Here is a 24,623-nt window from a genome sequence, read left to right on the forward strand (position 1 = left end):
GTCCCAGGGGGTCGTTCCCGGCCAACGCGCCCGTCAGTGAGCCGCTGTCACTTCAACGCACCCGTTCGCTCAACTTCCCCGCCATTCCCGACAGTTGCCGCAGACCGGCCCGGCGGCGGGGGGCCTTCCGGGGGAAGCCGCGTGCCGACGCGCCCTATCGGCCGATGACAATGTGTACTGTGCTGCGAGCATCACGTCACAGGGGTTGTGGATCTTCCCAACCCCCGGCCCGCTCCTGCCCGTTGTTCGCGCCGACCTCCCTGGAACGCCCTCGATGATCGAACTACCGGAGCTTGCCGTCGGCTCCCTCGCCGCCGGCACCCTGTCCGCCTTCGCCCTCGGCGGCGGCCTGCTGCGGTCCCGGAAGAGACAGGCCCGGCAGCGGGCGGAGATCGCCGCCTTACGGGGACGGCTCGACGACACCTTGGCCTCGTTCATCGCCGAACTCGAACAACTGGCCGACCATCGCATGCCGTCCGCCGCCCGGCAGCTCACCCACCCCCATATCGCCGTACCGGGCCCGGCCCGGCCCCAGACCGCCGGCACCCCGCTCGGCATCGCCCTGGAGGACGTCCTCAACGGGCTGCGGATCGAGTTGCAGGCCCAGCGCACCCGGATCGACGCCGCCGCCCAGGCCGGGATGCGCGGCGCGACCCGGGAGATCCAGGCGGCGCTGTACCGGCTCCAGGACGCGCTGCGCGGCCTCCAGCAGCGCTACGACGACCCCGAGCTGACCCAGACCCTCTTCGCCCTCGACCACGAGAACGAGCAGTCGCTGCGCCGGGCGCAGGTGGCGGCGGTGGTGTGCGGGGCGTGGGTGGGGCTGGCCCGCGAGGAGTCCCATGTGGTGGACGCGGTCACCGGCGGCCAGTCCCGGCTGGCGGGCTACCACCGGGTGCGGGTCAACAACCATCTGGAGGCGGGTACGGCTTTGGTGTCGCACGCCGTGGAGCCGGTCGCCATCATCGTCGCGGAGCTGCTCGACAACGCGCTGCGGCACTCCGCCCCCGACACCGAGGTCACCGTCAATCTGGAGCACGTCCACCACGGGGCCTGTATCACCGTGGACGACGCCGGGCTCGGGATGACCCAGGACGAGCGGGTCCGCGCCCAGCGGCTGGTGGCCGGTTCCGAGCCCATCCTGCTGACCGACCTCGGCGACCCGCCCCGGATGGGCCTGGCCGCGATCGGCCAGCTCACCCGGCAGTTCGACCTGGGTGTCGATCTGTCCTCCCCCTCCCCCTACGGCGGTGTCCGGGCGGTGCTGCGGGTGGACAGCCATCTGCTGACCCGCATCGACCCGGAGCAGAAGCCCCCGGCGGCCAGCGCCCCCCGCTCGACCCGCAACGGCACCGAACGGCCGCCGCTGGAGATCCGGGACACCGACCCGGTCGCCGGGGACAGCGCCCCGCACGGCTACGGCGGCGACCTGGACGTGTCCGCCGCAGGCCACGAGAGCGGGCCGGTCTCCGACGAACTGCCCCGCCGCAGGCGCCGGTCCCGGCCCGCCGTCCCCCCGCAGGGCTCACCGCGGCGCGGACCGGCCGCCCCGATACGGCCCGCGCCCCGTCCGGAGGACGCCGCCGCCGCGCTCGGCGCGTTGCAGTCCGGCACGGCGGCGGCGCGCGCCTCGGCCGAGGAACCGTCCGACGACACCGACCCGTCGGCCGGGCAGGACACCGATCATTCCGACCATGAAGGGGGAGCACCCCGATGACCAGTCGCGATGCGGGCGACACCGCTTGGGTGCTGGATCCGATCCTGGAAGTGCCGCATGTGGTGGCGGCCGTACTGCTCACCCGGGACGGACTGGTGACCGGCTACACGGACGCCCTGTCCCGGCCCTCGGCCGATCGCGTGGCCGCCATCATCAGTACCGTCCAGGGCGCGGCCCGGACGGCGGCGGCGGCGTTCGCCGACCGTGACCGGGCCGAGGTGCGGCAGATCGTGATCGAGTCGGAGCACGGCTATGTGCTGATCGTGCCGACCGACCACGGCACGGTCGTCGCCGGGTACGGGGACGCCGAGGTACGGCTCGACCTGCTCGCCCACCGGGTCCACTCGCAGGTGGCCCGGCTCGGCGAGAAGGCCATGGCCGCGGCGCCCCGAGGGACCGACGGCGGCACTCCGGCATGACGGGCCGCCCCGGCGGCCGTCCCCTGGTTCCCGCGTATCTGTCGACGGGAGGTGTGGCGCGGCCCAGCCGCCCGCATCTGGAGCGGCTGTCCGTGCTCACGGGCAGCGGAGCGGATCTTCCCGAGGATCTGCCCGCCGCCCAACTCGCCCTCATGGACGTCCTGGACGAGGGGTCCCTCACCGTGGTGGAGGCGGCGGCCCTGCTGCGGCTGCCGGTCTCCGCCGTACGGGTGCTGGCCGCCTGTCTGGTCGACCGGGGCCTGGTCCTGGCCCGTGCGCCGATCCCGCCCGCCGAACGGTTCGCCCCCGATCTGCTGAAGAGAGTGGCCGATGGCCTCCGCGCCCTCAAGCACTAGCGACACCGCCCACAGCGGCGGCATCCATCTCCCGGACACCGCACGCGACCTGGTGAAGATCCTGGTCACCGGTCCGTTCGGGGTGGGCAAGACGACCCTGATCGACTCCGTCTCGGAGATCCGCCCGCTGCACACCGAGGAGCAGCTCACCGAGGCGTCCGCGCAGGTCGACGATCTCGACGGGGTGCGGGAGAAGTCGACGACCACGGTCGCCATCGACTTCGGTCGGATCTCCCTGGCGGGCGGCATCGTGCTCTATCTGTTCGGCACCCCGGGCCAGGAGCGGTTCCGTTCGCTGTGGGACGACATCGCCTATGGGGCGCTGGGCGCGCTGGTCCTGGTGGACAGCCGCCGGATCGACGCCTCGTTCGATGTGCTCGGTCTGGTGGAGGAGAGCGGACTGCCGTACGCGGTGGCCTTCAACTCCTTCCCGGACGCGCCCCGGCACTACTCGGGGGACCAGTTGCGCGAGGCGCTGGACCTGGAGATCGACACACCGATGGTGATCTGCGACGCCCGGGACCAGAACTCCTCGGTCGACGCGCTGCTCTCCCTGGTCCAGCACCTCATCGACAGCAATCCCGCGGAGCACCGGTGACCACCTATCCCCCCGCCCAGGACGCCTTCTCCCGGTCCGCGCCGGTCCGGCTGTGGGAGGACGGCTTCGCCGTCGACCCGTACCGCTACTACGCGGCGCTGGCCAAGCAGGGTCCGGTGGGGTGGGCCGAGCTGGCGCCGGGGGTGCCGGCGTATGTGGTGACGGGGCGGCGGGCGGCGCTGGATCTGCTGCACGACACGGAGACGTTCTCGCACGATCCGCGGCCGTGGGAGTCGACGGTCGCCGACGACTCGCCCGTGCTGGGCATGATGCGCTGGCGGCCCAACACCCTGTTCGCGGACGGCGCCGAGCACCTCCGCTACCGCACGGCGCTGATCGACTCGTTCGATCTGGTGGAGCCGCACGATCTGCGGGAGCGGGTGCACCGGGCGGTGCATGTGCTGGTGAGCCGGTTCGGGCCGCGCGGTGAGGCCGATCTGGTGGGTGACTTCGCCCGGCCGCTGATGGCGCTGGTCTTCAACAGTCTGTTCGGGCTGCCGGAGAGCCAGAGCGAGCGGCTGAACGCGGCGCTCGGGAAGATGATAGAGGGGGGTGCGCAGGCGGCCGAGGGCGAGCAGGAGTTCGGCGGGTATGTGCTGGAGCTGATCGCCGGGAAGGTGCAGCGGCGCGGCGAGGACATGCCGAGCGCGCTGCTGGAGCATCCGGCGGGGCTGTCCCCGGAGGAGGTCACCCATCAGGTGTTCCTCACCCTGGGCGCCGGACACGAGCCGACCACCAATCTGATCTCCAACGCCCTGTCGCGGATCCTCGGCAACCCGCTGTACTACTCGACGCTCACCAATGGCGCCCGGCCGGTGATGGAGGCGGTGGTGGAGGTGCTGCACCACGAGACCCCGCTCGCCAACTACGGCATCCACTACGCCCGCAAGGCGCTCACCTTCCACGGCACCTGGATCCGCGCCGCGGTGCCGATCGTCATCTCGTACGGGGCGATGGCGCACTTCGCCGAGCAGACGGATCTCAAGGACGGCCGGCCCCGGGACGCCTCGCACATGTCCTGGTCGGCCGGGCCGCACGCCTGTCCGGTCAAGCAGCACGCCCTGCTGATCACCACGGAGGCGATCGAGCGGCTCACCCAGTGGCTGCCCGATCTCCGGCCGGTTCTGCCCCGCGAGCGGCTGACCTGGCGTCCCGGCCCGTTCGTCCGCTCGCTCACCGCGCTGCCCGTCCGGTTCAGCCCCCGCGCACCCGACCAGCCTGGAGAGTCGCCGTGACCGTGACCGACCGTATCGACCTCGACCCGTTCGGCGCCGACATAGCCGCCGAGAGCGCCAGGCTGCGCGCGCTGGGCCCGATCGTGCCGGTGAATCTGCCCGGTGGGATCCCCGCCTGGGCGCCGACCGGCTACGACACCCTCAAGGAGCTGATTCTCGACCCCCGGGTCAGCCGGGATCCGCGGCTGCACTGGAAGCTGTGGCCCGAGGTCGGTGAGCACCCGTCGTGGGGGTGGGTGCTCGGCTGGGTCGGCGTGGTCAACATGCTCTCGACGTACGGCACCGACCACGCACGGCTGCGGAAGCTGGTCTCGCCGAGTTTCACCCTGCGGCGCACCGAGGCGATGCGGCCCCGGGTGGAGGCGATCACCGCGGAGCTGCTGGACACGCTGGAGGCGCGGGCGGCGGAGGGCGCGGGGACGGTGGATCTGCGGGCGGCGCTGGCGCATCCGCTGCCGATGCGGCTGATCTGCGAGCTGTTCGGGGTCCCGGACGGGCTGCGGGACGCGACCGGCACCCTGATCGCCGCGATCATGGACACCTCCGACCCCAGCGCGGAGCACGCGGCGTTCGTGCAGCGGCAGATCGGTGAGGTGCTGCCCGCGCTGATCGGCTACCGCGCCGAGCATCCCGGTGACGATCTGACCAGCGAGCTGATCCGGGTCCACGACGAGGACGGCGATCGGCTCAGCGACGAGGAACTGCTGTACACCCTGCTGCTGGTGATAGGCGCGGGTTTCGAGACCACGGTGAATCTGATCGGCAACGCGGTGGTGGCGCTGCTGCGGGATCCGGCGCAGCTCGCGGCGGTGCGGTCGGGCGGGACGAGCTGGGACGCGGTGATCGACGAGACCCTGCGGGTGCATCCGTCGATCGCCTCGCTGCCGCTGCGGTTCGCGGTGGAGGACCTGGAGATCGGGGACGTGACGGTGCCCGCCGGGGACGCGATCATCACCACCTACGCCGCCGCCGGACTGGATCCGGCGCACTACGGGCCGGACGCGGGGGTGTTCGACGCGGGGCGCGGGGCGGAGGACCATCTGTCGTTCGGGATCGGCGTGCACCGCTGCATCGGGGCGCCGCTGGCCCGGCTGGAGGCGCTCACCGCGCTGCCGGCGCTGTTCGAGCGGTTCCCGGGGATGCGGCTGGCGGTGGACGCCGGGGAGCTGCGGCAGGTGCCGTCGTTCATAGCGTTCGGCTGGCGGGACGTGCCGGTCCGGCTGCACGGCTGAGCGCCGGGCCCGCCGCGAGGCCGCCGTATACGGGCCGTGGGCGCCCGACCGGTCCCCCGTGCCGGTCGTCGCGCCCACGGCTCGTTGAACTTACGTCGGCGACCGGCCGATTGTGAACCGTGCCGATGCCCGATCGGGGGGCCGGAACACTCAACCGTGCACAGGTGAGTCCGGTTTGTTTGAGTTTGCAGCGACCCGGGTTGTCACCGGCCTTCAGCTCGCCCGGTCGAGATCCGGCGGGGTCAGCTCACCGAGCGCCAGATGCGACAGCACCACCTCGTAGAGATCACTGCCCGAGGCCAGCAGTTGCCGTTCCAGTACGGGTTCGGCGCCCCGGACGCGTTCGCGCACGGTCTGGGCGTGCACGCCGAGGAGCTGGGCGGCGCGCTCGGCGTTGGCCCCGGCCGCCAGCCAGGTGCGGACGGTGCGGCGCAGATCGCGTCCGTCGGAGTCGAGCCGGGCCAGCAGATCCCTCGACCAGGAGCGCAGCGCGGGACCGGCGAGCAGTTCGCCGAGGTCCGGGCGGCCTGGCCGGGGGCCGGGCGCCGGGTCCTGCGGGTGTCCTTCGCGCCGGCCGTCCTGGGTGTTCAGCGCGAGATGGACGGCGGCCCGGACCGAGAGGCAGGAGAAGTCCGTGCCGAGGAGCTGCTCCACCCGGTCCATCCGGGCGCGCACGGTGTTGCGGCTGACGCCGAGCACCTTGGCGGCGCTGACGGCGGTGAACTCCAGGCCCAGCCGGGTGGTGGCGAGGAGTTCGGCGCGGGTGTGGTGGGGCAGGGTGTCCAGCGGCTTGAGGACCCGGGCGGACCAGGCGTGCAGGGCGGCCGGGTCCATCAGGCGTTCGGGGTGGGAGCGCTCGGCGTACACCGCGGCCTGTTCGGGGCGGAAGCGGGCGACGGCCAGCGCGCTGACGGCCTGGCCGTAGGCGGTGGCGGTGCGGGCGAGGTCCTGGCGGACGCTGCCGCCGAGGAAGGTGCCGGGGCGGGCGCCGACCAGGGTGCGCAGCTCCCGGACCTCGTCGTCGCCCGGGATGACGACGATCACATGTTCGTCGACGGCGGGGCAGCGCACCACCAGGGCCCGTTCGCCGGTGGCGTCCAGACATGCCTCGGCGAGCCGGTCGCGTTCCTCGGGGGTGCTCTCGGCGACGTAGACGAAGGCCGAGTCGGTGTCGAGGAGGCCGGGCCACAGACCGGCGGCGACCCGGCGGGCGGCGACGATGTCCTCCACCATCAGGAGCTGGAGGATCGCGAGCCGCAGATCGGCGGCGGCGCGCTGGAACCGGCGTCCGGCGGCGGTGGACTCCCTGGCCCGCAGGAGCAGTTCCAGGACGGACGCCGTGCGGGTGACGACCTCGGCGGCGCGCCGGTCGAAGGGGGCGGTGCGGGCGACGGCCAGGACGCCGCCGCCGAGGGGCGGGGGCAGGTCGACGCGGACCAGGCGCAGATGGCGTCCGGCGTCCTCCAGGGCCGCCGAGGCGATCCGGCCCTCGGCGATCGCCCCGGTCAGACCGGGTTCGAGCGGGATGCGGCGCCCCGCGAGCAGGGTGCCGGAGGCGTCCTGGACACAGACCGTGCCGTCCACCGCGTCCGCGAGCCAGGCGGCGACCCGCCGGGGGTCGCGGCCGGAGGGCCGCAGATGGTCGAGGAGTTCCCCGGCCCAGTCCCCCGCGCGGCCGTCCCCGGCGCGCCCGTCTCCGCCATGGCCGTGTCCGCCGTGCTCATCTCCGCCACGGTCGTCTCCGCCGGGGCCGTCTCCCCGGCGGTCGTCTCCACCGAGGCCGCCGCCACCGCGGCTCTCCCCGCCACGCCTGTCCCTGCCGCGGCCGTCCGCGCCGTGGCTGTCGCCGCCGCGGTCGTCTCTGTCGCCTCTGTCGCCTTCGGTGACGTCGCCGTCCGCCTCCTGGCCGGCCATGAATCCCATTCCTCGTCCCTGGTGTCGGCCCGGTCCTGCCCAGGGACGGTACCTCACCGTTCCGAGGCGGACGCGGTGGCGGGGACCACGGGTGCGCGGGCCGGAGCGGTGCCGCCGGGGCCACCGGCACGGCCCGTGCGGCCCGGCCCCCCGTACCGCATAAGCTCGGCCAATGGCGAAGTACTACGACGTGCACCCCGACAACCCCCAGCCGCGGACCATCGGCCAGATCGCCGACAGCATCCGCGCGGACGCCCTGATCGCGTACCCGACGGACTCCTGCTACGCCCTCGGGTGCCGGATCGGCAGCCGGGACGGCATCGACCGGATCCGTTCCATCCGGCATCTGGACGACCGGCACCACTTCACGCTGGTGTGCCAGGACTTCGCGCAGCTCGGCCAGTTCGTCCGGGTGGACAACGACGTCTTCCGGGCGATCAAGGCGTCCACGCCCGGCAGCTACACCTTCATCCTCCCGGCCACCAAGGAGGTGCCGAGGATGCTCCAGCACCCCAAGAAGAAGACCGTCGGGGTGCGCATCCCGGACCATGTGGTGACCCAGGCGCTGCTGCACGCGCTGGGTGAGCCGCTGCTGTCGAGCACGCTGCTGCTGCCCGACGAGGAGGAGCCGCTGACCCAGGGCTGGGAGATCAAGGACCGGCTCGACCATGTGCTGGACGGGGTGGTGGACTCCGGTGACTGCGGCACCGAGCCGACCACGGTGATCGACTTCTCGGACGGCGAGGCGGAGATCGTCCGCCGGGGAGCGGGCGACACCGCGCGCTTCGAGTGACGCCCCGGGCGACGGCTCGCCGTGCCGGGGCGGGGATGCCGTGACACGATGACCGGCGTCGCCGCCGTCGGCCGACCGCACAGGAGGCAGCCCCCATGACCGCCGTACACAGCGCCCTTGTCGAGGTCCCCACGGCGGACGGTGTCGCCGACGCCCATCTGGTCCGGCCCGCGGACGGCGGGCCGTACCCGGGGGTGCTGATGTTCATGGACGCCTTCGGGCTGCGGCCGAGGCTCACCGCCAAGGCCGACAGGCTGGCCGCGGCCGGGTACACGGTCCTGCTGCCCAATGTGTTCTACCGCCAGGGACCCGCGCCGGTCGTGGAGCTGCCGGAGTTCATCGATCCGGCGGCCCGGCCGGAGCTGTTCCAGCGGCTGATGCCGATGATCGAGGCGCTGACGCCGGAGCGGGCCATGCGGGACGCGGACGCCTATCTGGGCCGACTTGCCGAGGACCCGGCGGTCGCGGACGGGCCGGTGGGGGTGGTCGGCTACTGTCTGGGCGCCCGGCTGACCCTGCTCACGGCGGGCACCTGGCCGGACCGGGTGGCGGCGGCGGCCGGATTCCACGGCGCGAACCTGGCGACGCCGGACCCGGACAGCCCCCATCTGCTGGCCGACCGGATCACGGCCGAGCTGTACTTCGGACACGCCGACGGCGACCGGTCCAACCCGCCGGAGGCCATCGAGCGCCTGGAGAACGCGCTGACCGCGGCCGGGGTGCGGCACACCTGCGAGGTGTACGCGGGCGCCCGTCACGGCTTCACCCAGCAGGACACCTCGGCGTACGACGCGGCGGCCGACGAACGGCACCGGACCGCGACGCTCGCCCTGTTCGGGCGGAATCTGTAGCCCGCCCCGGAACACGGTCCGAGGAGACATCATCCTCACCGGCCCCACTCGCCCTGCATTGACATGTCCGCGTCGCAGCAGGAGTCTGAGAGCGCTCTCAGGTCCGGTCCGGACCCATCCCCCACCGCGCAGAACGCGCTTCGATCCCCCCACCCGCATCCCCCACACCCGCACGGAGGTGGAGAGTGCCCACCGTCCTCAGGCGCAGGATCCTGGCCGCCGGGGCGGCGACCGCGCTGGTCGCCACGCTGGTCTCGCTCGGCGGACCGGCCGGCGCGAGTCCGGCCGACGCGCGTACCGGCGCGCCCGCCGCAGCCGCCGTTCCCGCCACGATCCCGCTGTCGCTCACCAACAACTCGGGCCGCTCCGACGCGGTCCATGTCTATGTCCTCGGCACCGCCCCCGACGGCAGGCAGGGCTGGGCGGACGCCGCCGGCACCTTCCACGCCTGGCCGGCGGGCGGCAATCCGCCCACCCCGGCGCCGGACGCGTCGATCCCGGGACCGGCCGCCGGACAGTCCAGGACGATCCGGATCCCCAAGCTCTCCGGCCGGATCTACTTCTCCTACGGCCAGAAGCTCGACTTCCGGCTGACCACCGGCGGACTGGTGCAGCCCGCCGTCCAGAACCCGAGCGACCCCAACCGCAACATCCTCTTCAACTGGTCCGAGTACACCCTCAACGACGCCGGTATCTGGCTGAACAGCACCCAGGTCGACATGTTCTCCGCGCCCTACTCGGTCGGGGTGCAGCGGGCCGACGGGAGTGCCGTCAGCACCGGGAAGCTCAAGGCGGGGGGCTACAACGGGGTGTTCGCGGCGCTGCGGGCCCAGCCCGGCTGGTCGGGGCTGGTGCAGACCCGCCCGGACGGTACGGTGCTGCGGGCGCTGGCCCCGCTGTACGCCATGGAGACGGGCGGGCTGTCCCGGACCGTGCTGGACGACTACATCAACCGGGTCTGGCAGCGGTACGCCACGACGACCCTGACGGTCACCCCCTTCGGGGACCGGCCGGACGTCACGTACGTCGGCCGGGTCTCGGGCGATGTCATGAACTTCACCAACAGCGCGGGGGCGACGGTGACCAGCTTCCGCAAGCCCGACGCCGACAGCGTCTTCGGCTGCCACAAGCTGCTGGACGCCCCGAACGACCAGGTGCGCGGCCCGATCTCCCGGACCCTGTGCGCGGGCTTCAACCGCTCGACCCTGCTGGTCAACCCCCACCAGCCGGACACCTCGTCGGCGAACTTCTACCGGGACGCGGTGACCAACCACTACGCCCGGGTCATCCATGAGCGGATGGCGGACGGCAAGGCGTACGCGTTCGCCTTCGACGACGTCGGGGCGCACGAGTCGCTGGTGCACGACGGGAATCCGCAACAGGCCCGGCTGACGCTGGACCCCTTCAACTGACCGTGCCCACAACGCCTTACGGCCACCGGGAGGCATCGCCCGGTGGCCGTGTGGCAAAAGTTAACCGAGTGGGCACACCTCCGCATCACACGTACCCCACCTTCCCCATGGATAATCCACACAACATTTACATCTCTGGGGAGTAGGTCGATGGAAGGCACAGTGGACGGTTTCCGCTACGGGGTGATCACCCCGATAGCGGCGTATCTGATGGCATGCCTGGGCGGAGCGCTGGGACTGCGCTGCACCGTGCGGTCGCTGGTGGACGAACGGAAGTGGCGTCCGGGGTGGCTCGCGCTGGGGGCCGCGTCGATCGGCTGCGGCATCTGGACGATGCACTTCATCGCGATGATGGGCTTCCATGTCCAGGAGAGCTGGATCCGCTACGACACCGGCCTGACCCTGCTCAGCCTGCTGGTCGCGGTGGTCGTGGTCGGCATCGGGGTGTTCCTGGTCGGGGTGCGCGGCGCGGGCCGGGGCACCCTGCTGGTCGCCGGTGTCATCACCGGGCTGGGCGTCGCCGCGATGCACTACATCGGCATGGCCGCGCTGCACATGAACGGCGTGATCCACTACGACGCCCTCACCGTGGGCCTGTCCCTGGTGATCGCGATCGGCGCCGCCACCGCCGCGCTCTGGGCGGCCGTCACCATCCGCGGCTTCCTGGCCAGCCTCGGCGCCAGCCTGGTGATGGGCGTCGCCGTCTCCGGGATGCACTACACGGGCATGGCCGCGGTCAGCGTCGAACTGCACAGCACCCTCGCCACGTCCTGGAACGGCGCCTCGGCCTCGTCGCTGGCGCTGCCGATGCTGATGGGCCCGGTGGTGTTCCTGCTGCTGGCCGGGGTCGTGGTGATGTTCGATCCGCTGCTGGTGCTGGGCGACGGCGAATGGAACCAGTCGTCCGGCACGACCGGTGGTCAGCCCGCCGGGGTCACCGAGGCGACGGCCCCGGAGCCCGCGGGGAGTGTGTTCGGGGAACCGCCCGCTCCCCGGCAGGGGTGAGCGGGACCGCCCCCGGGAACAGCTCCGGCGCGGGCACGGTTGACGTCCAGCGGACACCTGTCCACCCCGCCGGATGGAGGACCCTTGCCGCCCACCTCTCGCCCCCTGCGCCAACTGGGCTTTCTGACCATCGGGTTGTTCGACGGCGTGGACCCGCGCCCCGGACACGAAACGACCCTGGAGATCATCGAACTGGGCGAACAGCTCGGCTTCGACAGCGCCTGGGTGCGCCACCGCCACCTCCAGTACGGCATCTCCTCCCCCGTCGCGGTGCTGGCCGCCGCCACCCAGCGCACCCGCCGGATCAGGCTCGGCACCGCGGTGATCCCGCTGGGCTGGGAGAATCCGCTGCGGCTCGCCGAGGACCTGGCCACCGTCGACATCCTGTCCGGCGGCCGGCTGAACCCGGGGGTGAGCGTCGGCCCGCCACAGCACTTCGACCGCGTCAAGGACGCCCTCTATCCGGACACCGCCGACGCCGAGGACTTCGGCTACGGGCGGGTGCAGCGGCTGCTGGACCTGGTGCGGGGCGCACCGGCCAGCGACTTCAGCGGCGTCGAGGGATTCGAGGTGTACGCGGACCGGGTGCAGCCGCACTCCCCCGGACTGGGCGGACGGCTGTGGTACGGCGGCGGCAGTCTGTCCTCCGCCCGCTGGGCCGGCGAGCACGGGATGAACTTCCTGACCAGCAATGTGGTCCGCGCCGAGGGCCCCGACGACCCCGGGCGGGCCCCCGGCACCCGGGACTTCGGCACGATCCAGCGCGACCAGATCCGCGCCTTCCGCGCCGCGCACCCCGACGGCGGGGCCGCCCGGGTCTCCCAGGGGCTGGTGGTGCTGCCCACCGACTCGGCGACCGCCGCCCAGCGCGCCAAGTACGCCGAGTACGTGGCCCGGCGCACCCCGCGGACCGCCGTCCCGCAGGGCCCGGCGCGGCTGATGTTCGCCCCGGACCTGGTCGGTACGTCGGAGGAACTCGCCGGGCACCTGCACGCCCACCCCGCGTTCCAGGAGGTCGACGAGGTGGCGTTCGCGCTGCCGTTCGACTTCGAGCCCGAGGACTACATCCAGATCCTCACCGATGTGGCGACCCGGCTCGGGCCCGCGCTGGGCTGGTCGGCGGCGAGCTGACGGGCCTCACCAGCGGCCGGGTGCGCTGCCCACCAGGGCCTCGGACGGTCTGCCGTCGACACCGGCCGGGACGTCCCCGGCGAGCATCACCCGGTGCATGGTGCGGGGGTGGCCGAGGTGGGCGTTGTCGGAGGGGGCGAGATGGATGGTGGCCCGGTTGTCCCAGAACGCCACGCTGCCGGGCTCCCAGTGGAAGCGGACCGTGTACTCGGGGCGGGTGGCCTGCTCCAGGAGCAGTTCCAGCAGCAGCCGGCTCTCGGCGCGCGAGACGTCCTCGATGTGCTCGACGTAGTAGCCGTTGACGAACAGCACCCGCTCGCCGGTCTCCGGATGGACCCGGACGAGCGGGTGGACGGTGGCGATCTGGTGGTCCAGGAGGTGGCGGACATAGGCGTCGTCGCCGGGGCGGGACTGGTAGCCGACGCCCAGCCGGTGTTCGGCGCGCAGTCCGTCGGCGAAGGCGCGGACCGGGGCGGAGAGTCCGGCGTAGGCGGCGGCCAGATTGGCCCAGGTGGTGTCACCGCCGTAGGGCGGTACGGTCTCGGCGCGCAGGATCGTCGCGGCGGGCGGGTCGACGCGGGCGCCGTGGTCGCAGTGCCAGCCGCGCAGCGGGATGTGGCGGCGGCGCCGGAGCCATTCGTCGTGCTCCATGCCGTACCGGCCGCCCAGTTCCAGCCGGTCGGCGGTGGTCTCGATCTCGGGGTGCCCGGCGGGTGAGGCCGAGCCGCGCCGCCGCAGCACCACCGGCTCCCCGAACCGCCGGGCGAACCGCACCTGCCCCTCGTGGTCCAGGCGCTGCCCCCGGAAGAACACCACCTTCCAGCGGAGCACCGCCGCCCGCACCACCGCGACCTGCGCCTCGTCCAGTCCGTCCGCCAGATCGACACCGGTGATCTCGGCCCCGATGTACCCGGCGACCGGCCGCACCTCGATGCCCCCGCCCTGCTTGGTCGTCATGCTGCCCACTCCGTCGGTCCTCGTCGTCGTCACGTTCCCGGGCCCCTGGGACGATCGTGGCAGGCGGGCATCCGGCGGGCGACAGGGACCCCCGGCCGACCGGGGTCAGGTCAGGTGCTCCTCGAAGAAGTCCATGGTGGCCTCCATGGAGTCGGGCCACTGGGAGTAGAAGGTGTGCGCCTCGCCCTCGTAGGTCAGCAGTTCCACGTCCTTGCCGGCCTCCTCGAACACCGAGACGGCGTCCCGTGACCATTCGATGAGGGCGTTGACGTCCTCGGTGCCGTGGTGGACGAGGAGCGGCTCGGTGACCCGGTCGACATAGGTGAGAGGGCTGGCCTCGCGCCAGAACTCGGGGTTCTCCTCGGGGGTGCCGTTCGCCTCCTCGATCTCCTCGACGACGGGCTGGCCCTCCTGGTAGAAGTCGATGTTCTCCTCGGGCCGGGCGCTGACCGGGGCGAACGCCACGGCCGCGTCGAACACCCCGGGGGCCACGGCCAGGGTGTTGTAGACGACCCCGCCGCCCAGGGAGCGGCCCAGCAGCCCGATGCGGTCGCCGTCGATCTCGGGGCGGCCGGAGCCGCGCATCGCGAGGGCGGCGCCGATGACGTCCTCGGTGTAGCCGAGGCGCAGACGGCGTTCGTTGCCGGGGTCGTCGTCGGAACCGGCGTGGTTGCGGTAGTCGGTGTGCAGGACGATGTAGCCGTTGCGGGCGAGGAGGTCCTGCTCCCGGGCGAGACCCCGGCCGGTGGTGTACACGTCCGGGTCGATGTACCCGTGGGCGAGGACGAGCGCCGGGAAGGGGCCGTCGCCGGTCGGGATGTTCATGATGCCGGAGATGGTCAGCCCGTTGGCCCGGTAGGTGACGGCGTACTGGGTGTAGGCGTCGGTTCTGCTGCGGACGTCGCCGAGGCGCAGATCGGTGCCGGTGTGCTCTCGGGCGATGAGGGCCGGGATGGAGACCGGGTTCGGTGGCTCCGTGCTCGGACTCGCGCTGGGTGGCGCGCTCGTGGGCGGACCGGAGGAGGTGGGGGGCGTGGAGGGCGACGGGGAGGGGGCCGCGTCGGTCCCGCCGTCGGTACAGCCGGCCGCGGTCGTCAGGAGGAAGGTGACGGCAAGGCAGGCTTTGCTCAGCAACCGCATACGGCTCAGTATCCCCAAGGGCCGCGCCGGGGACCAGGGTTGATATTTCAGGCACCGGCGTCGATGGATCGGGCACTGGCGTCGAGGATCGGGCACCGGCGTGGGTGGGTCAGGCCGGGCGGGCGCGGAGGGCGGCGAGGGCCTGGTCGGCGTGGCTGTTCATGCGCAGTTCGCTGCGGACGACCGCGAGGACGGTCCGGTCCCGGTCGATGACGAAGGTGGCCCGTTTGGTCGGGACGAGGGCGAATCCGCGCTTGACGCCGAACCGGGCGCGGACGGTGCCGTCCGGGTCGGAGAGCAGCGGCATCCCGAGTCCGTGCTTTCCGGCGAACTCCTGCTGCTTGTCGACCGCGTCGCCGCTGATGCCGACGGCACGGGCGCCCGCCTCGGCGAACTCGGCGGCCAGGTCGCGGAAGTGGCAGGCTTCGGCGGTGCAGCCGGGGCTGAGCGCGGCGGGGTAGAAGAACAGGACGACGGGGCCGTCGGCGAGGAGCGCGGTGAGCCGCCGGGCGGTGCCGGTCTCGTCCCGCAGCTCGAAGTCCTCGACCCGGTCACCGACATCCACTCGTCCTGCCATGGCTTCCTCCGAACGCGGTGCGGTGGTGGGGGATCTGCGGCGGATCCTACGGGACGATGGCCGGGGTGTCCGGGCCGGGCCCCGGGGTCTGGGGCCCGTTCCCGGCGGCGGGCCGGCCGCGGCGCTGATGGGCGCCGGGGGTGTGGCCGAAGGAGCGGCGGAAGACGTCGATGAAGGCGCTGGCGGTGGACCAGCCGCAGCGGTGGGCGACGGTCGTGACGGGCAGGTCCTCGGCGAGCATCCGCAGGGCGTGGTACAGCCGGGACTGGGTGCGCCACTGGGGGTAGGTCATCCCGAACTCGGTGCGGAAGAGCCTGCTGAGGGTGCGTTCGCCGGTGCCGGTGGCCGCGCCGAGGGCGGCCAGGGTGCGGGGGTCGGCGGGATCCTCGTGCACCAGTGCGCAGACGGCGGCCAGCCGGGGGTCGGTGGCGGTGGGCAGGCGCAGCGGCTGCTGGGGCGAGGCGCGCAGTTGGTCGCGCAGGACGGCGAGCAGCCGGGCGCGTTCGGGTCCGGGGTCCTCGGGGTCGCGGGTGTAGGCGAGGATCAGCTCGCGCAGCAGGGGGCTGACGACGAGGACGGTGGGGGTGTCGAGGCCGAGCGGGTTGTCGTCGGCGGGCAGTCCCACGGTGTGCAGGGCGAGGTGGCCGTGGGCGCGGTGGGCGTGCACGGCCCCGGCGGGCACCCACAGGGCCCGGGTGCCGGGCGCGAACCAGGTGCCGTGCGCGGTGGTGACGGCGAGCACTCCGGAGCCCGCGTAGACGATCTGGTGCTCGTCGTGGCGGTGGGCGTCGATCCGGGCGCCGGCCGTCAGGGTCTGGGCTCTGGTGGGGGCCCTGGGGTCGTGGCGGATGTTCGGCATAGTCAGGCAGTTTAATGAAAGCCCGACAGGGGTGCCCGGCGCGACGATCGGCCCATGCCGATGAAATCAACGACGCCGCCGGTCTCCGGGGCGCGGTCGCGGGGTGCTGTCGGGCGGCGGCCGATCGCCCTGATGTCCGTCGCCCATGCCTGTGTGGACGTCTACCAGGGGGCGGTGGCGGCGCTGGTGCCGTACTTCGTCGCCGAGCGCGCCTACTCCTATGCGGCGGCCTCCGGGATCGTGCTCGCCGCGTCGCTGCTGTCGTCGCTGGTGCAGCCGCTGTTCGGGGTGCTCACGGACCGGCGGCCGATGCCGTGGCTGCTGCCGGTGAGCGTGTGCGTGGCGGGGGCGGGGGTGGCGCTGAGCGGGGTGGGGGACGCGTACGCGGCGACGCTGGTGGCGGTGGCGGTCTCCGGCATCGGGGTGGCGGCCTACCACCCGGAGGCGGCGCGGGCCGCGCGGGCCGTGTCGGGGGGTGGGCAGTCGGCGATGGGGTGGTTCTCGCTCGGCGGGAGTGTCGGGTTCGCGCTGGCCCCGCTGCTGGTGTCGGCGGTGGTGGCGACGGGTTCGCTCGGGGCCACGCCGCTGCTGGTGGTCCCGGCGCTGCTGGGCAGCGTCCTGTGTCTGGTGACCCGGCGGGTTCCGGCGGTGGCGGTGTCGGCGGGCGAGGCGGGCGGACGGGACGACTGGCCGGCGTTTCTGCGGCTGTCGGGGGCGGTCGTGTGCCGGTCGGTCGTGTTCGTGGGGCTGAGCGCCTTTGTCTCGCTGTATGTGCGGGACCGGGCGGGCGGGGGTGCGGTGGCCGGGACGGCGGCGCTGTTCGTGCTGTACGCGGGCGGGGCGGTGGGGACGGTGGTGGGCGGCGGGCTCGCCGACCGGTACGGGCGGCTGGCGGTGGTGCGGCACTCGTACGCGGTGACGGTGGTGGCCGTGGCGGGGCTGCTGCTGGTGCCGGGGCCCGCGGTGTTCTTCTTCGTGGCACTGGTGTCGGCGGGGCTCTATGTGCCGTTCGCGCTGCACATCACGCTGGGCCAGGACTGTCTGCCCCGGCACATGGGCACCGCGAGCGGGGTCACCCTGGGGCTCGCGGTCAGCGCGGGCGGGCTGGCGGCCCCGGCGCTGGGCGTACTCGCGGACGCGACCACCCTGCGGACGGCGCTGGTCCCGCTGGTGGCGCTGCCCGCGGTGGCGTGGCTGCTGGTGCGGGGGTTGCGGGAGCCGGGGACACGGCGCGATACCGACGCCGGGGCGGAGGGGGGCGGGGTGGTCCGGGCCTGAGGTGCGGTCAATGCGGCGGGGGCGCCGGGGCGGGCCGGTCCTGACCCGTGGGGGGGCTGGTCCTGACGCGCGGTCAGCGCGAGGGGCGCCGGGGCGGGCCGGTCCTGAGGGGGTCAGCGTGGGGAGGTGTCCCCCTGCTCCCCGCTGTCCTGGTTCTCCTCCTCGTCCGTCATATGGGCGAGGAAGTCGTCCACCATGCGGTGGAAGAGGGTGGCGAGCTGGCGGAGTTCCTCGGGGGTCCAGTCGGCGAGGGCGACCTGCATGCCCCGGGCCCCGGCCTCGCGGATCCGGGCGAGGGCCTCGCGGCCCGCCCCGGTCAGCTCGATGCGCTGGGCGCGGCGGTCGTCGGGGTCGGGGACCCGGGTGACGTATCCGGCGCGCTCCAACTGCTGGACCGTGCGCGTGACATGGGAGGGCTCGACGCCGAGGCGGGCGGCCAGTTCGCCGGGGCGGGGCGGCTCGCCGTCGGCCATCCGGCGCAGGACGGCGGTGGCGGCGCGGTCCAGGGGGACGCCGGCCACGGCCATCAGCCTGTCGTGCTGCCGGGCGCGGGAGCTGAGGTAGGTGATCCGGGAGAGCGCGCGCTCGATCTCGGTCACCTCCGGGGAGGCGGGGGTGGCGGGCGGCGGCGTCGTGGACATGCGCCGACTTTACCATATCGTTGCGTAACGCAAGTAAACCCTGATCGGATGATATTTAGGTTAGGCTAACCTCACTTACTTGGCGTTCCCCGGGAATGGGAACTCGGGAGTGAGAAGAGGAGCGATGCCCGTTCTGACGACCCCGCCCCGCCCGGTACGGACGACCGGCCCCCGGGTGGCGCGGCTGGTGGCCCGGCTGGCCGTGACCGACGACCCCGGCCGGGCGGCGCTCACGGCGGAGTTCTGGAGCGAGGTGCGAAGGCTCGGCACACCGCTGGTCGAGGCGGCGCCGGACGCGCCGGACGAACGGGTGGTCACCTTTCTGTGGCGGGGTCACCGGGCCACCCGTCAGGTGCTGCTCTGCGGCGGACCGTCGGCCGACGGCGAGCGGCTCGCCGGGTCCCTGCTGGAGCACGTGCCCGGCACGGACGTCTGGCATCTCGGGCTGCGGCTGCGCGCCGACCACCGGGCGTCGTACCGGCTGGCGGCGGACATCTCCACCAAGGAGCCGCCGACGGACCCGGCGGAACTCCAGCTCCGGCTGCGGTCGTTGTCGGTGCACGCGGCGGCCGACCCGCTCAACCCCCGGACGATCCCCCGGCGCTGGCAGCGCGCCGACAGCTCGGTCTTCGCCCTGCCCGGGGCACCGGCCCTGCCGCCCGGGATCCCGGACCCGACCGTCCCGGACGCGGGGCGGACCGCGTGCCACGCGGTGCCGTCGGTGGCGCTGGGCGGGGCCCGGGACACCTGGGTGTACCTCCCGGTGGGCGGGGCGCCGGCCGGGGCGCCGCCGCTGCCGGTCCTGGTGCTGGCCGACGGGGACATGTGGTTCGGGCGGTTCGGGCTGGCGCACACCCTGGACGCCCTGATCGCGGCCGGTGCGCTGCCCCCGCTGGCCGTGCTGGCGCCGGACGCGGTCGACCGGCCCACCCGGCGTCGCGACCTCGCCGACCGGGACGCCTTCGTGACGTTCCTGGCCACCGAACTGCTCCCCTGGGCCGTCCGCCGCTGGCCCCTGACCCGCGACCCGGCCCGTACGGTCGTGGCCGGTCAGCGCCTCGGCGCCGCCACCGCGCTGTACGCCGCCCTGCGCCACCCCGCCCGGTTCGGCACCGTCCTGGCCCAGTCCGTCCTCCCCTCCCCCGAACCCCGCACCACCGCCGTCCCCCCGCTCCCGGTCCGCGTCCATCTGGACGTCGGCCTCCAGGAGGGCCCCTCGCTCCCGCACACCCGCGCCCTGTACACGTCCCTGCGCACCGCCGGGAACCGGGTCACCCTCACGGAGTTCAACGGGGGCCACGACCACGCGTGCTGGCGGGTGGCGCTGGTCCGGGGACTGGTGCGGCTGCTGGCCGGGGACGACCGGCCCGGGGTCACTCCAGGACCGTGACGGCCCCCGCCGGGCACAGGTCCTCCGCCTCGCGGACGGCGTCGTGGACCTCCTCCGGCGGGGTGGCGTCCAGGACCTGGGAGACGCCGTCCTCCTCGCGCTGGTCGAAGACGCCGGGGGCCGACAGCACGCACTGCCCCGCCGACACGCACCGGGTGCCGTCCACCTCCACGCGCACGGTCCGCTCCTTCCGGGTCGGGGCGGTCACCAGGTGACCGGGAGTTCATGGACGCCGTAGACCACGCTGTCCTGCTTGAAGGAGAGACCGGCGCGGGGGGTGGCCGGGCGCAGGGTCGGGATACGGCGGTAGAGGGTGCCGTAGGCGACCTGGAGCTCCATCCGGGCCAGCGGCTGGCCCAGGCACTGATGGACGCCGAAACCGAAGGCGAGGTGCCGGCGGTTGCCACGGGCCAGGTCCAGCCGGTCGGGGTCGGGGAAGGCCACGGGATCACGGTTGGCGAGATCGTTGGGCATGATGAGGCCCTCCCCGGCGCGCAGGGTCCGCCCGGCGAACTCGATGTCGGCGAGCACGGCCCGGCGGAGGCCCTGGTGGACGATGCTCAGATAGCGCAGCAACTCCTCCACCGCCGCCGCGATCAGCTTCGGGTCCTCGGTGGAGCGCAACAGGGCGAGCTGGTCCGGATGGTCGAGCAGCGCGGCCGTGCCGAGGGCGATCATGTTGGCGGTGGTCTCGTGCCCGGCGATCAGCAGCAGAACGCCCATCCGGGCGGCCTCGATCCGCGGGAGTTCACCGGCGGCGACCCGCTCGACCAGGTCCGAGAGCACATCGTCACCGGGCTCCCGGTCCGGGTCGGCGAGCAGGTCGTCCAGATAGCCGATGAGCCGCTCCAGCGCCGCCGTCCGCCCGCTCATCGGCACCGCCCCGTCCAGAAGGGTGCGGCTGTTCTCCTGGAAGAACGCGTGGTCGGCGTAGGGCACGCCGAGCAGATCGCAGATCACCAGCGAGGGCAGCGGCAGCGCGAACGCCTCGACCAGGTCGGCGTGGTTGGGGCCCGCCAGCATGCCGTCGATCAACTCGTCGACGATCCGCTGCACCCGGGGGCGCATGGCCTCCACCCGGCGCAGGGTGAACGACGCCGTCACCATCCGGCGCAGCCGGGCGTGTTCGGGATCGTCCATGAGGATGAAGCTGGTGCGGCTGCCGGGCTCGCCCGCCCGCTCGGCCTGGTGGGGATAGCCGGGGCGGTCGATGTCGGCGCTGACCCGGGGGTCGAGCAGCAGCGCCCGCTGGTCGGCGTGACGGGTGACCAGCCAGGGGGTGCTGCCGTCCCACAGGCGCACGCGGACCAGGCGTCCGTGCTCCTGCCGGTCCGTCAGGTCCGGTGCCGGGTCATAGGGGCAGCCCGCGGCCCGGGGCATCGGGTAGCCGGGGGCGGAGGAATCGGGTCGGGGCTCGCCGGTCAGGGTGTCGGCCATGTCTCTCCAGGTCGGCGGGGACGGGGTCGGGGCGCTCTCGGTGACACCAGGGAAACAGGGCGCGCTGACACCTTCCGGTCAGCCACCTGACAGAAGCCTGACGTGATGGTCATCACATCGGGATCGCGTCCGGTTCAGTACGCGGACCCGGCCGGACCCGCCCCGATCTCCGCCCCGCCCAGCCAGTAGCCGAACCCCCGCCGGGTGTGGATCAGCGCCGGGGCGTCCCGGTCGACCTTGCGGCGCAGCCGGGAGACGAGTTGTTCGATGGCGTTGTCGCCGCGGAAGTCGCCCCACACGGAGCGGCTGATCTGCTCCTTGGACAGCACCTGGTGGGCGTTGACGAGCAGATGCCGCAGCAGCCGGTACTCGGCGGGGGTGAGGTCGAGGGGGCGCGTTCCCCGGCTGGCCCGGCACAGGGTGCCGTCCAGCAGCAGATCGCCGTAGCGCAGGGCGTCGCCGGGGCGGCCGGTGCCGGAGCCGCCCAGCAGGACCTGGACCCGGGCGAGCACCTCGGCGACCCGGAACGGCTTGGTGACATAGTCGCGCCAGGTCTCCCGCGGCGCGGCGAGCAGCAGGCCGAGCGCGTCACGGGGCGCCAGCAGCAGCACCGGCGGGCGCGGTCCGGGGGTGACGCGGACCCGGTGGGCCACTTCCTCGGCGTCGGGCAGCGGTGCGTCGACCACGGCCAGGTCGAACGGCTGGACCCGGATCCGGTCCAGTGCCTCCAGGCCGGTGGCCGCCGCGCTGACCCGGTAGCCCGCCAGGGCGAGGGTGGTGGTGAGGAGTTCGGCGAACTGTGGTTCGGGGGCCACGACGAGGAGCCGCTGACCCGCCCCCCGGGCGAGGTCGTCCGGTCCCGCCGGACACAGCGGCCGGCCGGCCGCCGGAGGGGGAGCTGCCGAGCTGTCGGGGCACATGCGGATCACCCAATCTCGCTGCCTGCCTGACTCCGGTAGTCCACTAATCCACGCGGGCCGGGCCCGCTCAAGTAGGCGGCAGGCCAAGATCGGGGCCCGGGGCGGCGGAGGGGGGCCGGGCGGAGGGGGACCGGGCGGAAGGGGGACCGGGCGGACGAGGGCCAGGCGGAAGGGGGCCGGGCAGACGAGGGCCGGGCGGAAGGGGGCCGGGCGGACGAGGGCCAGGCGGAAGGGGGCCGGGCAGACGAGGGCCAGGCGGAAGGGGGCCGGGCAGACGGGGACCGGGCAGACGGGGACCGACTGCACAGCCGTTCGGGCGAAACCGGCGCGGCCCGCGCGTGACACCCCCGTGGGCCGTCCACATCTGAGGGCGTGGCCCTCCCCGACCTGCCCCTGATCGCCCCCATGCTCGCCACGCCCGGTGCGCTGCCGCCCGCGGCCCAGGACGCGCGCTGGGCGTACGAGACCAAGCAGGACGGGCAGCGGGCGGTGGTGTACCTCGCGGGCGACGGGAGCGCGGTGCTGCGGGCCCGCTCCGGGACGGACATCACCGCGGCCTACCCCGAACTCGCCGGGCTCGGCACGGCCCTGGGCGCCACCCCGGCCGTCCTGGACGGAGAGGTGCTCGCGCTGGACGCGGACGGACGGGCCGACTTCCAGCTCCTCCAGTCCCGGATGGGGCTGGCGCACGCGCCGGAGCGGGCGGCCCGGCGGGCCGCGGCGGCCCCGGTCCATCTGGCGCTCTTCGACGTCCTGCATCTGGCCGGGCGCCCGCTGCTCGGGGAGCCGTACCGGCGGCGGCGCGCGCTGCTGGAGTCGCTGGAGCTGGCCGGTCCCCACTGGTCGACGCCGGGCGCGCTGGTCGGGCACGGCGAGCGGGCGCTGCGGGCCACCCGGGAACACGCCCTCGAAGGGCTGGTGTGCAAACGGCTGGACTCGGTGTACGAGCCCGGGGTCCGCTCCCGCGCCTGGATCAAGATCCGCCACATGCGGGGCGTCGATGTGGTGGTCGGCGGCTGGCAGCCCGGCAAGGGACGGCTCACCGGCCTGCCCGGCTCCCTTCTCGTCGGCCAGTTCGACGGCGCGGGGCGGCTGCGGTACATCGGCAATGTGGGCACCGGCTGGAGCGAGGCCGAGCGCGCCGAACTGGCCGCGCTGCTGGCGGAGTACGCCGCCGGGACCGGCCCCTTCGATCCCGTGCCGCCCCTCACCGGCGTCCACTGGGTGCTGCCCCAACTGGTCGGCGAGGTCCGGTACAGCACCCGCACCCGGTCCGGGCTGCTGCGCCAGCCGTCCTGGCTGCGGCTGCGGCAGGACATCGCGCCCGAGGACTCGGCGGCGCTGCTCCCCGAGGTCGCCGGCTGACCGGGGCGGGCCGGGGCGACTGTTGGTCCGCGCTTCACCCGTGGGACGCCCGCGCCCTCTTGGCGCGCAGGGGGCGCGAACGGCACGCTGAACCCCGCTCCCCGAAGCCCCCCTCCCCGAGAACCCCTCCTCCCTCCACAGCCGTTGGGCTGCATCCAGTGCCGGGACTCCTGGGACCTGGACAACACCAACGGCTACTCCCGCTACACGTGCAACAACAGTTGGTGCGGCATCGTCTACGCGCTGTACTTCGAGAAGGACCAGGCCCTGCCCGGCTTCGGGCTGAAGGACAGCGCCTTCGCCTCGCATCTGTCCGCGGCGAAGCCCGCGGGCATCGCGTTCGACCCGAACGCCTGACCCCTTCCGCGTCCGAACACCTGACCCCTTCCGCGACCGGGGGCCGCGCACCGCCGCACGGCCGTGAGCGGTCCCTCGACGCACTATCGTGGCCCCATGCCGGTCCCCGAACTGATCCGCATCGTCTCCCGCGACTCGCCCATGGCGCTCGCCCAGGTGGAACGGGTCCGCGCCGAACTGCGCGCCCGCCATCCCGCTGTCCGTACCGAGGTCGTGCCGGTGAAGACCACCGGTGACAAGTGGCTCGGCGATCTGTCCCTGGTGGAGGGCAAGGGCGCCTTCACCAAGGAGGTCGACGCGGCGCTGGTCGCCGGGCGGGCCGATCTCGCCGTGCACTGCGTCAAGGACGTCCCCGCCGACCGGCCGCTGCCCGCGGGCACGGTCTTCGCCGCGTTCCTCAAGCGCGACGACATCCGGGACGCCCTGGTCCACCCGGGCGGGCTGACGCTGGACGAACTGCCCGCCGGGACCCGGATCGGCACCTCCTCGGTGCGCCGGGTCGCCCAGCTCGCCGCCACCCATCCGCACCTCGACTGCGTGCCCTTCCGCGGCAACGCCAACCGGCGGCTGGAGAAGCTCGCCGCCGGGGAGGCCGACGCGCTGCTGCTCGCGGCGGCCGGACTGGCGCGGATCGGGCGGACGGACGTGATCAGCGAGGTGCTCCCGGCGGAGACGATGATGCCGCCGATCGGCGCGGGGGTGCTGGCGCTCCAGTGCCGTGAGGGCGACACCGAGGTGATAGACGCGGTCAGCGTGCTCGGCGATCCGGACACCCACCGGGAGGCGACGGCGGAGCGGATGTTCCTGCATGTGCTCCAGGGGCACTGCAACAGCCCGATCGCCGGTTACGCCCGCGTCGACCGCGGCGGGGAACTCTCCCTGCGGGCCTGTGTCTTCACCCCGGACGGCAAGACCCGGCTGAACGCCCATGAATGGGCCGGGCGGCTGGACCCGGCGACGCTGGGGACGTCGGTGGCGGTGGCGCTGCTGCGGCAGGGCGCCCGCGAGATCATCGACGCGATCCCGCACTGACCCGGGG

General features: G+C 73.5%; 24 protein-coding genes and 1 pseudogene. 16 read left to right on the top strand and 9 right to left on the bottom strand.

Translation table 11 applies throughout. From position 1 onward, the window contains the following. Window positions 1–274 precede the first annotated feature (274 nt). The 6 genes from AB0O01_RS03055 to AB0O01_RS03080 are packed head-to-tail and all read left to right on the top strand — an operon-like array spanning window position 275 to window position 5,557. Window positions 275–1,717, top strand: coding sequence for an ATP-binding protein (locus AB0O01_RS03055; protein WP_365310381.1), 1,443 nt, complete (start codon window positions 275–277; stop codon window positions 1,715–1,717). Next, entirely contained in the window at window positions 1,714–2,136 is a 423-nt protein-coding gene (locus AB0O01_RS03060) for a roadblock/LC7 domain-containing protein (RefSeq protein WP_355733891.1), read from the top strand. Before AB0O01_RS03055 ends, AB0O01_RS03060 begins: the two co-directional genes overlap by 4 nt. Further along, window positions 2,133–2,492: a DUF742 domain-containing protein gene (locus tag AB0O01_RS03065; protein ID WP_365310383.1), complete on the top strand. Its 360-nt coding sequence runs from the start codon at window positions 2,133–2,135 to the stop codon at window positions 2,490–2,492. The genes AB0O01_RS03060 and AB0O01_RS03065 overlap by 4 nt, the downstream gene beginning before the upstream one ends. Then, window positions 2,467–3,090: an ATP/GTP-binding protein gene (locus AB0O01_RS03070; protein ID WP_365310385.1), complete on the top strand. Its 624-nt coding sequence runs from the start codon at window positions 2,467–2,469 to the stop codon at window positions 3,088–3,090. The genes AB0O01_RS03065 and AB0O01_RS03070 overlap by 26 nt, the downstream gene beginning before the upstream one ends. Further along, a complete protein-coding gene (locus AB0O01_RS03075; RefSeq protein WP_365310387.1) occupies window positions 3,087–4,325 on the top strand; it encodes a cytochrome P450 in 1,239 nt (412 codons plus the stop codon). Before AB0O01_RS03070 ends, AB0O01_RS03075 begins: the two co-directional genes overlap by 4 nt. Next, the gene (locus tag AB0O01_RS03080) at window positions 4,322–5,557 is read left to right on the top strand and encodes a cytochrome P450 (RefSeq protein WP_365310389.1); all 1,236 of its coding nucleotides are present in this window, start codon (window positions 4,322–4,324) and stop codon (window positions 5,555–5,557) included. The genes AB0O01_RS03075 and AB0O01_RS03080 overlap by 4 nt, the downstream gene beginning before the upstream one ends. 213 nt (window positions 5,558–5,770) lie before the next feature. Here AB0O01_RS03080 and AB0O01_RS03085 read toward each other — a convergent pair whose 3' ends face one another. Then, window positions 5,771–7,471: a helix-turn-helix domain-containing protein gene (locus AB0O01_RS03085; RefSeq protein WP_365310391.1), complete on the bottom strand. Its 1,701-nt coding sequence runs from the start codon at window positions 7,469–7,471 to the stop codon at window positions 5,771–5,773. A gap of 172 nt (window positions 7,472–7,643) precedes the next feature. On the opposite strand from AB0O01_RS03085, the gene AB0O01_RS03090 reads away from it, so the two are divergent. The 5 genes from AB0O01_RS03090 (at window position 7,644) to AB0O01_RS03110 (ending at window position 12,663) form a co-directional block, all read left to right on the top strand. After that, window positions 7,644–8,264 (top strand): L-threonylcarbamoyladenylate synthase, encoded by a 621-nt coding sequence (locus AB0O01_RS03090; protein ID WP_365310393.1) that lies wholly within the window; start codon window positions 7,644–7,646, stop codon window positions 8,262–8,264. A 95-nt stretch (window positions 8,265–8,359) separates the two neighbouring features. After that, window positions 8,360–9,115 carry a dienelactone hydrolase family protein gene (locus tag AB0O01_RS03095; protein WP_365310395.1) on the top strand — a complete coding sequence of 252 codons (756 nt, stop codon included), beginning with the start codon at window positions 8,360–8,362 and terminating at the stop codon, window positions 9,113–9,115. A gap of 185 nt (window positions 9,116–9,300) precedes the next feature. Beyond that, window positions 9,301–10,527 carry a glycoside hydrolase family 64 protein gene (locus AB0O01_RS03100; RefSeq protein WP_365310397.1) on the top strand — a complete coding sequence of 409 codons (1,227 nt, stop codon included), beginning with the start codon at window positions 9,301–9,303 and terminating at the stop codon, window positions 10,525–10,527. A 150-nt stretch (window positions 10,528–10,677) separates the two neighbouring features. Beyond that, window positions 10,678–11,532, top strand: coding sequence for an MHYT domain-containing protein (locus tag AB0O01_RS03105; protein ID WP_365310399.1), 855 nt, complete (start codon window positions 10,678–10,680; stop codon window positions 11,530–11,532). Window positions 11,533–11,616: 84 nt separating this feature from the next. Then, window positions 11,617–12,663 (top strand): LLM class flavin-dependent oxidoreductase, encoded by a 1,047-nt coding sequence (locus AB0O01_RS03110; RefSeq protein WP_365310402.1) that lies wholly within the window; start codon window positions 11,617–11,619, stop codon window positions 12,661–12,663. A gap of 6 nt (window positions 12,664–12,669) precedes the next feature. Here the strand turns inward: AB0O01_RS03110 and AB0O01_RS03115 are convergent, their stop codons facing one another. From AB0O01_RS03115 to AB0O01_RS03130, 4 genes are all read right to left on the bottom strand, one after another. Then, window positions 12,670–13,620 carry a TauD/TfdA family dioxygenase gene (locus AB0O01_RS03115; RefSeq protein ID WP_365310404.1) on the bottom strand — a complete coding sequence of 317 codons (951 nt, stop codon included), beginning with the start codon at window positions 13,618–13,620 and terminating at the stop codon, window positions 12,670–12,672. A 105-nt stretch (window positions 13,621–13,725) separates the two neighbouring features. Next, complete coding sequence (locus tag AB0O01_RS03120) at window positions 13,726–14,760, bottom strand: prolyl oligopeptidase family serine peptidase (protein ID WP_365310407.1); 1,035 nt, start codon at window positions 14,758–14,760, stop codon at window positions 13,726–13,728. 109 nt (window positions 14,761–14,869) lie between these two features. Then, window positions 14,870–15,337 carry a peroxiredoxin gene (locus AB0O01_RS03125; protein WP_365310410.1) on the bottom strand — a complete coding sequence of 156 codons (468 nt, stop codon included), beginning with the start codon at window positions 15,335–15,337 and terminating at the stop codon, window positions 14,870–14,872. Between the two features lie 46 nt (window positions 15,338–15,383). Next, window positions 15,384–16,196 carry a helix-turn-helix transcriptional regulator gene (locus AB0O01_RS03130; RefSeq protein WP_365310412.1) on the bottom strand — a complete coding sequence of 271 codons (813 nt, stop codon included), beginning with the start codon at window positions 16,194–16,196 and terminating at the stop codon, window positions 15,384–15,386. Window positions 16,197–16,328: 132 nt separating this feature from the next. Between AB0O01_RS03130 and AB0O01_RS03135 the strand changes: the two genes are divergently transcribed. Continuing rightward, window positions 16,329–17,474 (top strand): MFS transporter, encoded by a 1,146-nt coding sequence (locus AB0O01_RS03135; protein WP_365310499.1) that lies wholly within the window; start codon window positions 16,329–16,331, stop codon window positions 17,472–17,474. Between the two features lie 113 nt (window positions 17,475–17,587). Here the strand turns inward: AB0O01_RS03135 and AB0O01_RS03140 are convergent, their stop codons facing one another. Further along, window positions 17,588–18,115, bottom strand: a complete 528-nt coding sequence (locus tag AB0O01_RS03140; protein ID WP_365310415.1) for a MarR family transcriptional regulator — start codon at window positions 18,113–18,115, stop codon at window positions 17,588–17,590. A gap of 124 nt (window positions 18,116–18,239) precedes the next feature. Here AB0O01_RS03140 and AB0O01_RS03145 point away from each other — a divergent pair, with 124 nt between their 5' ends. Then, the gene (locus AB0O01_RS03145; protein WP_365310417.1) at window positions 18,240–19,505 is read left to right on the top strand and encodes an alpha/beta hydrolase-fold protein; all 1,266 of its coding nucleotides are present in this window, start codon (window positions 18,240–18,242) and stop codon (window positions 19,503–19,505) included. On the opposite strand, the gene AB0O01_RS03150 is transcribed toward AB0O01_RS03145, so the two are convergent. From AB0O01_RS03150 to AB0O01_RS03160, 3 genes are all read right to left on the bottom strand, one after another. Next, window positions 19,489–19,683 (bottom strand): ferredoxin, encoded by a 195-nt coding sequence (locus AB0O01_RS03150; protein WP_365310419.1) that lies wholly within the window; start codon window positions 19,681–19,683, stop codon window positions 19,489–19,491. The two genes, AB0O01_RS03145 and AB0O01_RS03150, sit on opposite strands and share 17 nt — an antisense overlap. A gap of 26 nt (window positions 19,684–19,709) precedes the next feature. Next, window positions 19,710–20,942, bottom strand: a complete 1,233-nt coding sequence (locus AB0O01_RS03155) for a cytochrome P450 (RefSeq protein WP_365310421.1) — start codon at window positions 20,940–20,942, stop codon at window positions 19,710–19,712. Between the two features lie 134 nt (window positions 20,943–21,076). Continuing rightward, a complete protein-coding gene (locus AB0O01_RS03160) occupies window positions 21,077–21,757 on the bottom strand; it encodes a response regulator transcription factor (protein WP_365310423.1) in 681 nt (226 codons plus the stop codon). Window positions 21,758–22,267: 510 nt separating this feature from the next. Between AB0O01_RS03160 and AB0O01_RS03165 the strand changes: the two genes are divergently transcribed. The 3 genes and pseudogenes from AB0O01_RS03165 to hemC all read left to right on the top strand — a co-directional run bounded on the left by AB0O01_RS03165 (window position 22,268) and on the right by hemC (window position 24,616). Beyond that, entirely contained in the window at window positions 22,268–23,227 is a 960-nt protein-coding gene (locus AB0O01_RS03165; protein WP_365310501.1) for an ATP-dependent DNA ligase, read from the top strand. A 159-nt stretch (window positions 23,228–23,386) separates the two neighbouring features. Beyond that, a pseudogene (locus tag AB0O01_RS03170) lies at window positions 23,387–23,584 on the top strand (NPP1 family protein); the annotation flags it as partial. 96 nt (window positions 23,585–23,680) lie between these two features. Next, window positions 23,681–24,616 (top strand): hydroxymethylbilane synthase, encoded by a 936-nt coding sequence (gene hemC, locus AB0O01_RS03175; RefSeq protein ID WP_365310425.1) that lies wholly within the window; start codon window positions 23,681–23,683, stop codon window positions 24,614–24,616. Window positions 24,617–24,623: the final 7 nt, after the last annotated feature.

This window comes from Streptomyces sp. NPDC093252 (assembly GCF_040683675.1).
Taxonomy (GTDB): domain Bacteria; phylum Actinomycetota; class Actinomycetes; order Streptomycetales; family Streptomycetaceae; genus Streptomyces.

What these genes read in the sequence shown, in the direction of transcription:
- AB0O01_RS03055 (WP_365310381.1), top strand. Translation starts at nt 275, where the DNA reads ATGATCGAACTACCGGAGCTTGCCGTCGGCTCCCTCGCCGCCGGCACC.
- AB0O01_RS03060 (WP_355733891.1), top strand. Translation starts at nt 1,714, where the DNA reads ATGACCAGTCGCGATGCGGGCGACACCGCTTGGGTGCTGGATCCGATC.
- AB0O01_RS03065 (WP_365310383.1), top strand. Translation starts at nt 2,133, where the DNA reads ATGACGGGCCGCCCCGGCGGCCGTCCCCTGGTTCCCGCGTATCTGTCG.
- AB0O01_RS03070 (WP_365310385.1), top strand. Translation starts at nt 2,467, where the DNA reads ATGGCCTCCGCGCCCTCAAGCACTAGCGACACCGCCCACAGCGGCGGC.
- AB0O01_RS03085 (WP_365310391.1), bottom strand. Translation starts at nt 7,471, where the DNA reads ATGGCCGGCCAGGAGGCGGACGGCGACGTCACCGAAGGCGACAGAGGC.
- AB0O01_RS03090 (WP_365310393.1), top strand. Translation starts at nt 7,644, where the DNA reads ATGGCGAAGTACTACGACGTGCACCCCGACAACCCCCAGCCGCGGACC.
- AB0O01_RS03095 (WP_365310395.1), top strand. Translation starts at nt 8,360, where the DNA reads ATGACCGCCGTACACAGCGCCCTTGTCGAGGTCCCCACGGCGGACGGT.
- AB0O01_RS03105 (WP_365310399.1), top strand. Translation starts at nt 10,678, where the DNA reads ATGGAAGGCACAGTGGACGGTTTCCGCTACGGGGTGATCACCCCGATA.
- AB0O01_RS03115 (WP_365310404.1), bottom strand. Translation starts at nt 13,620, where the DNA reads ATGACGACCAAGCAGGGCGGGGGCATCGAGGTGCGGCCGGTCGCCGGG.
- AB0O01_RS03120 (WP_365310407.1), bottom strand. Translation starts at nt 14,760, where the DNA reads ATGCGGTTGCTGAGCAAAGCCTGCCTTGCCGTCACCTTCCTCCTGACG.
- AB0O01_RS03125 (WP_365310410.1), bottom strand. Translation starts at nt 15,337, where the DNA reads ATGGCAGGACGAGTGGATGTCGGTGACCGGGTCGAGGACTTCGAGCTG.
- AB0O01_RS03130 (WP_365310412.1), bottom strand. Translation starts at nt 16,196, where the DNA reads ATGCCGAACATCCGCCACGACCCCAGGGCCCCCACCAGAGCCCAGACC.
- AB0O01_RS03135 (WP_365310499.1), top strand. Translation starts at nt 16,329, where the DNA reads ATGTCCGTCGCCCATGCCTGTGTGGACGTCTACCAGGGGGCGGTGGCG.
- AB0O01_RS03140 (WP_365310415.1), bottom strand. Translation starts at nt 18,115, where the DNA reads ATGTCCACGACGCCGCCGCCCGCCACCCCCGCCTCCCCGGAGGTGACC.
- AB0O01_RS03145 (WP_365310417.1), top strand. Translation starts at nt 18,240, where the DNA reads ATGCCCGTTCTGACGACCCCGCCCCGCCCGGTACGGACGACCGGCCCC.
- AB0O01_RS03155 (WP_365310421.1), bottom strand. Translation starts at nt 20,942, where the DNA reads ATGGCCGACACCCTGACCGGCGAGCCCCGACCCGATTCCTCCGCCCCC.
- AB0O01_RS03165 (WP_365310501.1), top strand. Translation starts at nt 22,268, where the DNA reads ATGCTCGCCACGCCCGGTGCGCTGCCGCCCGCGGCCCAGGACGCGCGC.
- hemC (WP_365310425.1), top strand. Translation starts at nt 23,681, where the DNA reads ATGCCGGTCCCCGAACTGATCCGCATCGTCTCCCGCGACTCGCCCATG.